Below are 13,857 nucleotides of genomic sequence, written 5' to 3' on the forward strand. Positions count from 1 at the left end.
TGTTTACTTAAACTATACTATTTTAGTATCATTTTGTCGATATGATAATAATAAACGTCAGCAAAGTAAATTAAAATTTGCTTATTTTAACACCTTAGATTAGTATGTTTGCAATCTAGTATTATATTTTTTAACATTTTATCAATAAAATATGAGAATTGCTATTTTAGGTGCAGGACAATTAGGTATTTATCTAACACAAAGACTTAGTTTAGATCATCAAGTATCAATTATTGATTTAGATGAAGAAAAATTAGGGTTTATATCTTCTGCCTTTGATGTGCAAACCATAATTGGTGATGTTACTAAACCAAATATAATGATGGAAGCCAATTTTAAAGATACAGATATGATAATAGCTGTAACTTCTGATGACACTACAAATATAGCTGTATGTGATATGGCTTATAAACTATACAAAACACCTTATAAAATAGCTAGAATTAGAGACACTGAATATAGTAGGTTCCCTAAATTATTAAACAATATCGATTTAGTGATTAAATCTTTTCTTGAAACTACAAAACAGTTAGAACAATTGATCTTCCTACCAGGGGCCTATTTTATATCTAGTTTTTTTGATAAAAAAGTACAAATAATTGGGGTTGAAGTTGCGGAAAACTCACCTTTAATAGGCTTTTCAGTAAAAGACATATACCTTGGTTTGGGTGATGTGAGGGTTGATATAATATCCGTATATAGAGGAGACAATAAGCTTGATATAAATGACCCTAATATCTTGATTAAAGCTGGAGATAGAGCAATGTATTTATCTGATAAAGTATACTCTCCTCAAATATTATCCATATTCCAACCTAAAAAGGTTAATATCAAAAAGATATTTATAGCTGGAATTAATCATGCGAGTATAACTTTAGCTAAATCTCTTGAAAATAAAGGTTATACAATAAAAATAATAGACCCAAATGCAAAAAAATGTGAAGCAGCTATAAATCAATTATCTAAGTCAACAGTACTGCAATATAATCCTGTTAATAATAATCTTCTAGTGAATGAGGGAATAGATGAAGCTGATATGTTTTTTGCACTTACTAACTCCGATGAAATAAATATTATGTCATCAATACTTGCAAAGAAACTAGGCGCTAAGAAAACAGTCGCTACTGTTAATAGTGCCGAATATTATTCTATTACTAGAGATTTAAAATTGATAGATTTATCTATTTCACCACACAATTTTTCATACACAACTATTAAAGCCTTTCTTACTCAAGTTGACATACTTAGAATGTATGAGATTGAAGGTACAGAAGAATTACTAGTCGAAATAAAAGTTCATGGTGAAGAAAATATGTCCACTATTATAGGTAAAAATATAATTGAAATTAAATTACCAAATGGGTTAAAAATCTTAGCTATCATGAGAAATAACATACCTATGTTTTATATTGATAACGTAGTTGTAGAAAATGAAGATCGTCTTATCCTTAAAGTGGATAATAAAGATACCTTAAATACACTAGAAAAACTTTTCCAAGTAATGCCTTTATATATAGCTTAAAAGGATTACTAATTTACGTTATTTTAATGTACTATAACTTTTGTGTTTAATGTTTTAATTTTTTGTTTTTTTATGGCAGAGAAAGTAATTGGTAAAGAAAAGATTGGTATTCTATTATTAATCTTATTGATGACAGGTGCAATCGATAATATCAGAAATCTGCCATCGACAGCTACTTCTGGCACATATATCTTTTTCTTTTTTCTTTTAGGTGTAGTTTTATTTTTAGCTCCTGTAGGCTTAGTATCTGCTGAAATGACTTCTACATATACAAAAAAAGGCGAAGAAGGTGTATATGGCTGGGTAAAGAAAGCTTTTGGACCAGATATTGCAATGTTAGCTATTTGGTTTCAGTGGATTAATACTCTTATTTGGTTTCCGAGCATTTTAACATTTCTAGCTGGAACTATCGCATACCTATTTAATCCTGATTTTGCTCAAAATATAAAATTTACAGTGATATTTATAACAATAGTATTTTGGTCCTTAACAATAATTAATTTAAATGGTTTAAGAATTTCTGCTATCTTTGCTAGTATTTGTACATTTTTTGGCATGGTTATTCCAATAATACTTATGGTAGTATTTGCTTTAATATGGCTAATTTACAATTATCCTATACAAATACATTTTACTGTAGATAACTTGATCCCTAGTTTAAAATCAACTGATTCATGGATGGGTCTGACAGCAATTATAGCGTCATTCTTAGGGTTAGAGCTAGCAACAGTACATATCACAAAAGTTTCCAACCCTAAAAAAAATTTTCCTTTAGCTTTATTAATATCAACAGTATTTATAATTTTTACCATGATATTAGGTGCCTTAGCAGTTGGAATTATTTTCCCTCAATCTGAAATAGATATCGTACATGGTACTATTAAAACTTTTAAAATATACTTAGATAGTTTTGGGATTCCAGTATTTTTTTACTATTTGTTAGGTATAATGGTAGTTGTTGGATCAATTGGCTCTATGATTAACTGGATGATATCACCAGCAAAAGGTTTATTACAAGCAGCAGATAGCCATTTTTTGCCAAAAATCCTGGATAAAACTAATAAGCATGATGTACCTAATGGAATCTTAATCCTACAAGCAATCATTATGACTATAATATGTTTTTTGCTTGAATTAGTTCCATCTGTCCAAGCTTATTATTGGTTATTAACGGCACTTAGCACACAGATATATTCTTTAATGTATTTAATAATGTTTTTAGCAGCTATCAAATTAAAGCTACAAAATAAAAATATTATAAAAAATGAAGAGGATTTTCGTATTCCATTTGGTAAGCTTGGAATGACAGTTGTTTGTATAGCTGGAATTATAGGTACTGTCTTATGCATATCAGTTGGATTTGTGCCACCCGATAATATGTATGATAACCCAATAGAATTTATAATTTCTTTATTTCTATCTTTAATAGTATCACTACTGCCGGTGTTATTTTTTATAATATATAGAAAATGTTATTTGAAGAAGATGAAGTTAACAAATGTAGAAATAATTTGACTTTAGTTTACAAGTTACTCTAACAACTCTAGATACCTCTAGGTTTATTATTTTGGAAACCTTCTTGTGGCCCATCAAACATCATTTGTCTATTTAGCTTTCTATCCTCATCAGAAAGTAGATTCAAATTATGTTGCATATTTTCTTTTGGAGACTGTAGATTTGTAGTTAAATTACTATATTCATCATCTCCACCTTTTTGTTGATCATTGATTTTTCGATGCGGTGGTATAGAGGGTTGTCCATTAGAGTGTGACGGTATTGCCTTTGGTTTTATAGGAGGTGGTGGCATATTACTAATTTCTTGTTGTCCATACATTTTATCTTCTTTAATTTTTGGTTTTATTTTTTTTATTCTCTTATGTTGAGATTCTATAGCTTCCATATTATTGTTTAATTGTTTAGGAGGCTGTATTTTTTTAGGTGGTATTTTATTAATATAACTATTACCATCTGCAAGATTCGGTAAATCACTAAACCCAAGCGATACTAAGCTACAAAATAGCATTGATGTTAAAAGTCTTTTTTTCATAATATCTCTCCTTAGATATAGTTTTAAAAGTTCTTTTTAATAATATCTTCTAATTCTAGAGTGTCTTTTGTAAACAAACGTATTCCTTCAGCTAACTTATTCGTAGCCATAGCGTTTTCATTTAATTGCCAGCGAAATTCAGGCTCAGTAAGGATTGGAGATTGTTTTATAACACCTATGTTACTAGATAAACTAGTATCTAACTTTTCATATTTATTTGCTAGTTCTTCCAATAATATTGGTGAAATTGTCAACGCATCGCACCCAGATAAAGCAATTACTTGATTAACGTTTCTAAAACTTGCACCCATGACTATAGTTTTAAAGCCATGAGCTTTATATAGTTGATAAATATTTCTAACAGAATTAACGCCAGAATCTTGTTCAATAGCAGGAAATTCTGTTAGATTATTATCTTTAATTTGCCAATCTGTAATTCTGCCTACAAAAGGAGAAATTAAGTATACGCCAGCTTCAGCGCATGCTTGAGCTTGTGCTTTGTCAAAGATAAGGGTTAAGTTACAATTAATACCTTCCTTTTCTAGAATCTTAGCAGCTTTAATACCTTCCCAAGTTGCTGCTATTTTAATCAAGACTCTATCTTTAGGAATATTATTTTGCTCATATTTAGCTATTATCTTTTTTGCGTAATCAATAGTTTTAGCTGTACTGAAAGAAACTCTGGCATCAACTTCACTAGATACTTTTCCATCAATAACTTCTAATATTTTAGTTCCAAAAATTACTAACACTTCAACTAGAGTTTCTTGAATTAACTTTTCCTGGCTAAGATTAGAAAACTTTTGTTTAACTAAAGAAATGGATTTTTCTAATAAGTGCTCATATTTTTTGTCTTTTACTGCTTTTAATATTAAGCTTGGGTTTGTGGTTGCATCGACAGGTTTATATTTCTTAATCAGTTCAAAATCTCCAGTATCTGCAACCACCCTGGAAACACTTTTCAATTGATCTAATACTGATTGTGTCATGCTAAAGTACCTCTATAAAATTTTAGAAACTATCTAAAGTATACAAAATTATTTATTAAAATAAATAATTCAATTATTTAAATATTTAGCTTTTAACATAGCGAAAGCTGCTCTAACAGCCATCATTTCTCCACCAACTGGCTTACCTGCTGTCGAAGTTAGATTCCAAGCCATCATATCAAAATGAATCCAAGTTGGTGGATTATCCCCTAAAAAATGCTCTAAAAATAAAGCTGCTTTAGTAGCTCCTGCATATGGTGATAAATCAGCATGTACTAGATCTGCAAAATCACTTTTTAGGGTTTTCTTATAACAAGTAGCTAGTGGAAGTCTCCAAATAAAATCTTGGGTGTTCTCACTAAAGGTGTACAACTCTTTGGCAACGTCATCATTATTGCAAAAGAAAGCCGATATTTCAGTACCCACAGCAATTCTAGCAGCTCCTGTTAGAGTTGTGAAATCTATTAGTAGATCAGGATTTTTCTGTGACTCCTCATATAAAGGTTCTGCTAGTATTAACCTACCCTCTGCATCAGTATTAGTAACTTGAACAGTAGTGCCATTTTTCATTTTTATGATATCACTTGGACGGAAAGATTTAGCATCTATAGAATTTTCTACAGCTGGTATAGTTAAGTTTAAGTGTACAGGTAACTGATGTTTCATAATTATATAAGCTAAACCAATGGCGTTAGCAGCTCCCCCCATATCTTTGTGCATAAGTTGCATAGCAGAAGCAGACTTTATATCTAGTCCCCCTGTATCAAAAGATACACCTTTACCAACTATAGATATTTTTGGATTTTCTTTATTTCCCCACTTTAACCTAATTAAGCGAGGCTCACGATGGCTTGCCTTTCCTACAGTATAAATACCCATATAACCTTGATTGACAAGTTCTTGACTTACTATTTCATCAAAGCTAGCATTAAATTTATTAGCCATATTTTTTATAATTGCAGATATTTCAGCTGGACCCATATCCTCAGCTGGTGTTGAGATCATATCTCTGACTACATAGTTTGCTTCTATCTCTGGCAAAATATAATTATATTTTTTAGGCAAAAGTATTTTAACACCAGTAATTTTAATCTTACTCGGAGAAAAATAGGTGTTAAATCTATAAGCACCTAGTGCAAAACCTATGTAATAAAGAGCTAAATCATCTACTTGAGAGTACTCTATATGGTAGTTTCCTTTGATTAACTGATTTGAAAGATCAGCTATAGAATACATATCATCTGTTACTATACATATAATTTTATCGATATCTCCAGCTGAATTAGGAATAATCAAGGTTGACTTTTCTCCACCCAAATGGGAGTTTTGGATAAATTTTTGCGTAAATTGATTTTGATTAGCAATCCAATTTTGAAGATTATTTTTCTTAATTAGGTAAATAGGATACGAGCTTGAGTCTTTTTCTGTAGTAAAACAATTTAGTTGCGTTGATATGTACATATTTTATAGCTCCACATTTTGATTAAACAATAACCATTCATTAAAATCTTGTATGGTTTTAGTAGTTAATATACCAGCAGTTTTATATAAACTTAAAAATCCTAGAATATAATCAAATTCGGCATTATTTAACTCTATGAGACGTTGGTAATATTGGTTTAATAGTATGAAATATTGAGTAATAGTTGTCGTACCTTGCTCATATCTTTCTTTATATTTTTCATAAGCAATTTTGGCACTAGCAACAGATTCTCTTAGTGAATTAACTTTATTTTTTCTTAGTTCTACAAATCTGTAGGCATACATAGCATCATTTTGAGCAACTCTTCCTGTTTGTATCATATCAAACTCTGATGACTGATAATTGTAAGCTGCTTCTTTAAGCTCAGCAAAATTAGTACCACCGGATAAAATATTCCACTCTAAACTTATACCAAAGTAAAAAGCATCAACAGTACCTCTTGCTGGTAAAAAATTATCAAAAATAGGATTCCCTAATGATGTAATAGAGTTATTACCTGGTGAATACTTTATTTCAAAATTAACCTTTGGCATAAATGAGCTAGTTGCTGACTGATAGTCATAAAATTTACTTTCTTTAGTATGGATAGAACTTAAATATGCTGGATTACTTCTCATAGTTAGTTCTTCCCATTCTTCTTCTGAAGTTGGAGATGGGTCTTTAACTTCGAACTCATTACCGTATAGTACTATGTTATCATCATTATTAGTAAATTTACGCAATTCAGCACGAGCAACTTTTTCCTCTCGCTTTGCAGAAGCATAATCAGCATCAGCTATATAGTAGTTAGCTTTAGATGTTTCATAATCAGCTACATCCGTTACTCCAGCATTATATTTATTTTCTAATTCAGTTAAGTTTGTTTTAGCAGCTTTACGATTATATGATGTGTATTCAACGTTTTTTATAGCTTTAGCTAGATTAAAATAAGCATAGCTAGCATCATACAAAAATTGTTGATAATTTGTCCTATAGTCTTGCTGAGCAAATTGAGCCGTTTCTTGAGCGGATTGTAGGTCTTTGTATGCTCCATAATCATATAACGGTTGAGTTAAGCTGACTAAACCTTTTATTGAGTTATAAGGCCCTGTTTGAATATATGATTGACTATTTCTACCTTGTAATATATTGTTTTGACTTATGGTCCCAGAAATATCTATTCTTGGTAATAACCGACCTAATTGGATAGCTGGATTCATCTGCCGAGAATCAAGTTGATATCCTATATACTTATATTGAGGCGAGTTATTTATAGACTGTTGTATGGTACGATTATAGTCAGCAACAGTATCTGTAGCATAGCTAGCATGTATACTACATACACTTAGTGATACTGCTAAAAAATATCTTCGTACTAGTTTCAAAATTTTTTACTCTTAGTTGATCTTCTCTAAAATGAATTCTTTTATTTGCTCCAAAGCTATCTCTATATTTTTAGAATTGCTACCTCCACCTTGAGCCATATCTGGTCTGCCTCCGCCTTTACCATCAATATGCTCACTTAAGTGTTTAGCAATATCTCCCGCTTTTATTAAAAATGTGATAGATTTGCTTACACCTACTACAAATTGAACTTTTTCAGATATTACAGTACTAAGCACTACTATGACCTTATTATTTTTTGTTTTATAATCATCTATTTTTTCACGTAACGTTTTTATATCAACATTATCAATACTTGCTATAACTAAAGTTATATCGCCATATTTAGATTCTTTTATAGCATTACCTGAACCTGATAAAAGATCTTTCTTTAACTTAAAGATTAATTTTTCTTGAGTTTTTAACTGCTCTTGCAAGGAGTATAATTTGCTAAGCAAATTACTATCATTAGCTTTCAAACTATTTTTAATATCAAAAAGCATGTTTTCTGCCTCTAATATACTCTTGAGAGCTCGATCTGCAGTTATCGCTTCTATTCTACGGACGCCTGCAGCTATACCACTTTCTGATATTATCTTAAATAATCCGATATCTCCTGTACGGTTAACATGAGTACCACCACATAACTCTATGGAAAAATCTCCCATAGATACGACACGTACTATATCACCATATTTTTCCCCAAATAAAGCTTCTGCTCCCATTGCTTTTGCTCTTTCTTGAGTAGTTTCAATAATAGAAACTAAAAAGTTAGCTCGGATTTGAGCATTTATTAAAGTTTCAATTTCTTGAATTTGCTGGCGTGATATAGCTTGACCGTGAATAAAATCAAATCTTAATCTTTTAGCATCAACTAATGAGCCCTTTTGCTCTACATGATTACCTAATATAATTTTTAGTGTTTTATGTAGTAAATGAGTAGCGCTGTGATTAGCTGCTGTGGCTATTCTTATTTTATTATCTACTCTTGCAGTGATTTCATCACCTATGCTTAGATAGCCTTTTACTAGTTTACCTATATGTAAAATCGTTTGACCTGATTTTTGTACATCCTCAACAATAAACTCTAAACCTACCCCCTCTAGTATTCCTTTATCACCAACCTGACCACCAGATTCGGCATAAAAAGGAGTTTTATTAAGTACAAGCATAACTGTATCATTGCTACTGCCTATATTCTGGATAGACTCCCCATTTTTATATATTTCTATAACTTTAGAATTTTCTATTAAAGTTGAGTAACCTCTAAATTCTGTTTTTGTCTGCGAGCTAATAACATCATTATAGTCCACATTAAACTTTCCAGCCTCTTTAGAACGCTGTTTTTGTTGTTGCATTTGCTTTTGAAAAGCTTCTTCATCAACCTTGAGACCTTTTTCTTTTGCCATATCAGCCGTTAGATCCAAAGGAAAACCATAGGTATCATAAAGTTTAAAAGCTACATCTCCAGAAATAATGTTATCTTTTATATTTTGTATTTCTGCATCAAATATTTTTATACCATTTTCAACAGTTTTTAAAAATAACTCTTCTTCTTTAATTAATGTTTTTTCTATTAAACCTTTTTTGTTGATAAGCTCTGGGTAAGCTTCTCCCATTTGGTTTACCAATTCCTCAACAAGCTTATAAAAAAAGATTTCTTTAGCCCCTAATTTATGTCCGTGACGTATAGCTCTACGTATGATTCTTCTAAGTACGTATCCTCTACTTTCATTAGATGGCAGTACTCCATCAGCTATTAAAAAAGCACATGATCTAATATGATCTGCGACTACTTTTAGAGATGGTGAGTTTACATATGAAGTATTAATTACCTGCTGAACTTTTCCAATCAACGCCTGGAATAAGTCAATTTCATAATTACTATTTACGTCTTGAAGTACAGCAGCTATACGCTCAAGCCCCATACCTGTATCTACAGATGGTTTTGGTAATTCTGTAATACTGCCATCAGCATGGCGATTGTATTGCATAAATACTATGTTCCATATTTCTATGTATCTATCGCCATCTTCTTCTAGCGTTCCAGGTAAACCTCCAGCAATATGCCTACCATGGTCATAAAAAATCTCTGTACATGGACCACAAGGACCAGTGTCACCCATCGACCAAAAATTATCAGACGAGCCTATTCTAATTATTCTTTCTTTAGATAGGCCAATATGCTTATGCCAAATATCAAAAGCTTCATCATCACTAGCATAGATAGTTACCCAAAGCTTTTCTATTGGTAAATTAATTTCTTTAGTTAAAAACTCCCAGGCAAAGCTAATAGCTTCTTTTTTAAAATAATCGCCAAAGCTAAAATTTCCTAACATTTCAAAAAATGTATGGTGCCTAGCAGTATAACCAACGTTATCAAGATCATTATGCTTACCACCGGCTCTTAAGCATTTTTGAACAGTAACAGCTCTTGAAAAGTCTTTTTTCTCAACTCCTAAAAACACATCTTTAAACTGTACCATACCGGCATTAGTAAAAAGCAAGGTTTCATCGCCAAACGGTATCAAAGAAGAACTGGGCTGATGAGTATGGCTTTTTGATTTAAAATAATCTATAAATTTATTACGTAATTCTTTTGTCGTAATCATGTAGGGTACTTACCTTCTAATAAACAATAAAATAGCTATTATTTCTTTATTTAAAACATCTATCATTATAAACTATTTTACATACTAAAATAAACTCTACTGATCGTATTTATACTTAATTAGTATATAATTGCAAACCAACCAAATTATTATAGGCTATAAAATGAAAAAAAAATTAATTATATTTGCAATTTTAGCTGTCGCAATAATTACAACATTTCTTTCATACTATTTTATAAAGCTAACTAAAACAGAAAAACTAAAAGAGTCTTTAAAACAAGAGGTTGTACCATCTATACCTAGTGACTACTGCTTGATTACTTATCAAATCTCAAAAGATGGTGCAAAAACATGGCAGAAAGTAACTATTAATGATGGTAAAACCCCAATTGAAAAAAATCTATGTTGGGAAAAATATCTACAGCTTTTAAAAAATTTTAAAACTAACGTTAATAACGATAATAAATGGTACGGTAAAAATTCTGATGGTCAACTTATAACTAAACCAGTCATGAAGTTTTCTGATAAACCTTTTGCCAAAGTTAAAAGCACTAAAAAACTTTCAAAAAATGAAAGTACTAGCTCAATAAATGAGTAAGCCTAATAATTAACTAAACAGCTCTTAACCACCGTAAATTAAAAGATTTCACTTATCTAAAGTAGGTAGTATTTTAAAAAGTATTTACTACAAAAACCCAAGTCTGTGCTAAGTAGAGTCGAAGTATTTATAGTGTTTTGGAAAATCTATCGTGACAAAGTCTACTGAACTATGACGATTAGGTCAACGGTCTTCAAAAGGGAGTGTACATAGCTTGGCAATATTGCTGTAAAACAAATGATATCAAGTATTTTTTATGGTATAACCTAAGTTTAGATTATTTGTTTAAAAAAGGGGATGAACATGATGTTATTTACAAAGAAAGTTATTTTTTTTATTTCATTACTTCTTTGCTTTACTTGTATTTCTTTTGCAAAAAGCTATAGTAGTGAAGAAAATGTAAATGGTCAAGGTGCAAGGTTAACTTTAGTTAATGATAGTAATGACGATATCCATATATTAACATCTAGTAGTGAATGTATGAATAATGTTATTCCTGCAACTTGGGTACCTGCAGGTCAAAAAAACACTATGTATATAGAAGCCAATGGTAGCTTTTTTGGTTGTGGTTGGCAACATTCTGAAGCAACTTTTCAAATTACAAAAAAATCTGGCGCAGTAGTTGGTTTAATTAAATGGATTGACGCTGAGTATCCTGTTGGAGTCAAGCATGCTGATGATTATGTACCAAATGGTTGGACAATTGACATATCTCAATACGATACCCAACGTTTTAATATGTTATTTGCTATTGCAAGCGACCATCGTTTACAACCTAGCGTTAATGTTAGCGGCTCAATCACAAGTTTTACTGTTCAATACGATGGATAGAATAGAATTGACACTGCTAGATCTTTTCTACTATGTTTAAAAATTATTGTAGTAAACTGTTAGTGTTCTCATAAAGTTAATCAAAGATCTTTTAAAATATTATTTTTATAAAATTTTTCAAGTTCAGCAAGCTCATCAGCGGCACTTTTACCTTTCGGAGGAGGGTTATTCTGAATGTGATTATCAAGCTTAGTTATAAGACCCTTTAAAATTTTTTCCATACGGACTTTATGTTCGTCCATACCATTTAAGGGGACACTAGGTTTTTTATTGCTAGGAGAAATTTCTTCATCTATTTCGATAATCCCATCACTAGGAAGATAACTTAAAAGAATGTTATGTATTTTACTGGCCTTTTGAGATATTACTGACTTATAAATACTAGGAACAACAGTATTTGTTAGTAATTCAGTATAGAACTTGGTATTAAATGATGATGTGTCATAAAGCATACCACTAACGTTAAAATTCCCTATAGAACCAATAAATACGGTTGTAGAGATACATTCATTAAATAAATCATTTCGTGGCGTTTCATTTGGAAGATTATCGATATTTATATTATTTGGGTTGATTAAAGGTTTTAATGGGGGATAAGAAGCCATTTTTTTATTATGATCTAATAATGCGTTTCTAATTTTACTGTTATTATCTCCTATGGTATTGAAAAATGTCTTATACACTCCATAACCTTCATGCTCTCTAATTGCATTTTCTACAGTTTTAACTAAAATTTTTGAAAAATCGTTTGGTGATTTATAAATATATGTAACAAAATCTTTAATAATTCCATTTAACTCATTTAATTCATTTGTTTTATTTTTAATCATAAAGCTTATCCTTGACCTTATAAAAATTGACAGTAAGATTATTCTACATAGAGTAGACTATAAAATCTTCATTTTTTTATATTTTTAAAGCTTTTCAACTTAATATACCAAACTAAAACTCATTCAAAACCTTACAAACTTCTCTAGCTACTTTACTAGGTAAGATGCCAATATAACCACCAAATTTTTGGGACAAGTTATCACCAGCTAAACCGTGAACATATACAGCTAATCTACTTGCTGATAGAACATCTAAGCCTTGAGCTAAAAATGCTCCTATAATTCCAGATAAGACATCGCCTTGCCCTGCTACCGCCATTCCTTGGTTACCTGTAGGGTTTATGTAAATAGTATCATCCTTACAAATTAGACTACCAGCTCCTTTAAGTACTACAGTTGAATTATACTTTTGTGCTAGTTTTTTAATTGCTTCAAATCTATCATCTTGGATTTCTTGAGTGCTACACTCTAGCATCCTAGCTGCTTCTGCTGGATGTGGAGTTATTATTTTATTTTTTAGTTTTATAAATTTTTCTCTAATTTTATAGTCTTTGGCGATTATATTTAATGCATCAGCATCAAATATAGCTGGTTGAGTTAAGTCATCTATAGCCCTCTCTAATATTTTTTGGGAATATTTGGTTGTATCAAGTCCTATACCTAAAGCTACTCCTGTATAGTTTGCCACCTTCTCAATAGCGTTATTTAAATCTTTAACCATAAGTTCAGGTGCAGTCATATTAGAACGAAAATTAACATCTAATGGTAATAACGAGACTTTACCACAACCACTATATAAAGCACTAATTCCAGCTAGCTGTAATGCACCATTCATACCTATATTACCACCAATTATTGCAAGACTGCCATAGCTTCCTTTATTAGTATTTTTCTTTTTTCTTAGTATATTATTTAAGCTTAAGTCTTGTATATTATTCTTATAAATTCGGTAAGATGCTGGGGTTAGTTTTATAGAGGAGCTGTCTGTTAATTTTGTCATAATCACCTTACCTGCATAATCTAAACCTTCACCAGTATATAAGCCTTGTTTATCTGCTAAGAATGTAATAGTCTCATTCGCTTGAATTGCTGCTTTATACACTTTAGCGTTAAAAGCACCTAACCCACTTGGCACATCTATAGCCAGAGTATATTTAGAATTCTTATTTATAGATTTAACAATTTCCAAAATATCATCCTGTAAATCCCTATCAAGCCCTATACCAAATAAACCATCCACAACTACATCATAATTACTAATATCAGGTAGTCTACCTAATGCAGGTTTAAGTTTAGAGAATTTAAAATAGTAATTTTGATTTTTCTGATTAGCTTTTGGGAAAGCTCTATAGACGTCAACATCATAGTTTTTATTATAAAGTTTGATAGCAGCAGCAATACCATCGCTACCATTATTACCTGCACCAACCACAAAAAGTATCTTTGTATCTTGTGAAAATTTTGAAATTATGTGTTTAACTATCTCATCAGAAGCATTTTCTATAAGATTTATACCTTTGGAAATAGCATACTCCTCTATTTCACGATTTTGTTTTTGAGTAAAAAAGTGCATAATTTTTTCA

11 protein-coding genes are annotated in these 13,857 nt (G+C 30.8%); 4 read left to right on the forward strand and 7 right to left on the reverse strand.

Translation table 11 applies throughout. The annotated features are described in order from the left end of the window. The first annotated feature begins 151 nt into the window (after positions 1-151). Both trkA and SD28_RS05380 read left to right on the forward strand, forming a co-directional pair. Positions 152-1,522, forward strand: coding sequence for a Trk system potassium transporter TrkA (gene trkA, locus SD28_RS05375; RefSeq protein ID WP_039124857.1), 1,371 nt, complete (start codon positions 152-154; stop codon positions 1,520-1,522). 72 nt (positions 1,523-1,594) lie between these two features. Then, the gene (locus tag SD28_RS05380; protein ID WP_039124859.1) at positions 1,595-3,037 is read left to right on the forward strand and encodes an APC family permease; all 1,443 of its coding nucleotides are present in this window, start codon (positions 1,595-1,597) and stop codon (positions 3,035-3,037) included. A 28-nt stretch (positions 3,038-3,065) separates the two neighbouring features. On the opposite strand, the gene SD28_RS05385 is transcribed toward SD28_RS05380, so the two are convergent. From SD28_RS05385 to alaS, 5 genes are all read right to left on the reverse strand, one after another. Beyond that, a complete protein-coding gene (locus SD28_RS05385; protein ID WP_039124861.1) occupies positions 3,066-3,569 on the reverse strand; it encodes a hypothetical protein in 504 nt (167 codons plus the stop codon). A gap of 23 nt (positions 3,570-3,592) precedes the next feature. Continuing rightward, the gene (tal, locus tag SD28_RS05390; RefSeq protein ID WP_039124863.1) at positions 3,593-4,558 is read right to left on the reverse strand and encodes a transaldolase; all 966 of its coding nucleotides are present in this window, start codon (positions 4,556-4,558) and stop codon (positions 3,593-3,595) included. A 69-nt stretch (positions 4,559-4,627) separates the two neighbouring features. Then, positions 4,628-6,019 (reverse strand): M17 family metallopeptidase, encoded by a 1,392-nt coding sequence (locus SD28_RS05395; RefSeq protein WP_039124866.1) that lies wholly within the window; start codon positions 6,017-6,019, stop codon positions 4,628-4,630. 3 nt (positions 6,020-6,022) lie between these two features. Next, entirely contained in the window at positions 6,023-7,405 is a 1,383-nt protein-coding gene (locus SD28_RS05400; RefSeq protein ID WP_039124868.1) for a TolC family protein, read from the reverse strand. A gap of 12 nt (positions 7,406-7,417) precedes the next feature. Then, on the reverse strand, positions 7,418-10,015 hold the full coding sequence (gene alaS / locus SD28_RS05405; RefSeq protein WP_039124870.1) for an alanine--tRNA ligase: 2,598 nt from the start codon (positions 10,013-10,015) through the stop codon (positions 7,418-7,420). 163 nt (positions 10,016-10,178) lie between these two features. Here alaS and SD28_RS05410 point away from each other — a divergent pair, with 163 nt between their 5' ends. Together SD28_RS05410 and SD28_RS05415 are read left to right on the forward strand one after the other, a co-directional pair. Then, positions 10,179-10,613 carry a hypothetical protein gene (locus SD28_RS05410; RefSeq protein ID WP_039124872.1) on the forward strand — a complete coding sequence of 145 codons (435 nt, stop codon included), beginning with the start codon at positions 10,179-10,181 and terminating at the stop codon, positions 10,611-10,613. A gap of 303 nt (positions 10,614-10,916) precedes the next feature. Continuing rightward, the gene (locus tag SD28_RS05415; RefSeq protein WP_039124874.1) at positions 10,917-11,444 is read left to right on the forward strand and encodes a hypothetical protein; all 528 of its coding nucleotides are present in this window, start codon (positions 10,917-10,919) and stop codon (positions 11,442-11,444) included. Positions 11,445-11,524: 80 nt separating this feature from the next. Here the strand turns inward: SD28_RS05415 and SD28_RS05420 are convergent, their stop codons facing one another. Further along, positions 11,525-12,274, reverse strand: a complete 750-nt coding sequence (locus SD28_RS05420; RefSeq protein ID WP_039124876.1) for a hypothetical protein — start codon at positions 12,272-12,274, stop codon at positions 11,525-11,527. Positions 12,275-12,386: 112 nt separating this feature from the next. Next, a complete protein-coding gene (locus SD28_RS05425; protein WP_039124879.1) occupies positions 12,387-13,847 on the reverse strand; it encodes a bifunctional ADP-dependent NAD(P)H-hydrate dehydratase/NAD(P)H-hydrate epimerase in 1,461 nt (486 codons plus the stop codon). Positions 13,848-13,857 lie beyond the last annotated feature (10 nt).

Origin of the sequence: Allofrancisella guangzhouensis, from assembly GCF_000815225.1 — a bacterium.
In the GTDB taxonomy this organism is placed as follows: Bacteria; Pseudomonadota; Gammaproteobacteria; order Francisellales; family Francisellaceae; genus Francisella; species Francisella guangzhouensis.

Excerpts from the sequence above, each read along its gene's own strand:
- SD28_RS05425 (WP_039124879.1), bottom strand. The coding sequence starts at position 13,847 with ATGCACTTTTTTACTCAAAAACAAAATCGTGAAATAGAGGAGTATGCT.
- SD28_RS05415 (WP_039124874.1), top strand. The coding sequence starts at position 10,917 with ATGATGTTATTTACAAAGAAAGTTATTTTTTTTATTTCATTACTTCTT.
- alaS (WP_039124870.1), bottom strand. The coding sequence starts at position 10,015 with ATGATTACGACAAAAGAATTACGTAATAAATTTATAGATTATTTTAAA.
- SD28_RS05385 (WP_039124861.1), bottom strand. The coding sequence starts at position 3,569 with ATGAAAAAAAGACTTTTAACATCAATGCTATTTTGTAGCTTAGTATCG.
- tal (WP_039124863.1), bottom strand. The coding sequence starts at position 4,558 with ATGACACAATCAGTATTAGATCAATTGAAAAGTGTTTCCAGGGTGGTT.
- SD28_RS05395 (WP_039124866.1), bottom strand. The coding sequence starts at position 6,019 with ATGTACATATCAACGCAACTAAATTGTTTTACTACAGAAAAAGACTCA.
- trkA (WP_039124857.1), top strand. The coding sequence starts at position 152 with ATGAGAATTGCTATTTTAGGTGCAGGACAATTAGGTATTTATCTAACA.
- SD28_RS05420 (WP_039124876.1), bottom strand. The coding sequence starts at position 12,274 with ATGATTAAAAATAAAACAAATGAATTAAATGAGTTAAATGGAATTATT.
- SD28_RS05410 (WP_039124872.1), top strand. The coding sequence starts at position 10,179 with ATGAAAAAAAAATTAATTATATTTGCAATTTTAGCTGTCGCAATAATT.
- SD28_RS05380 (WP_039124859.1), top strand. The coding sequence starts at position 1,595 with ATGGCAGAGAAAGTAATTGGTAAAGAAAAGATTGGTATTCTATTATTA.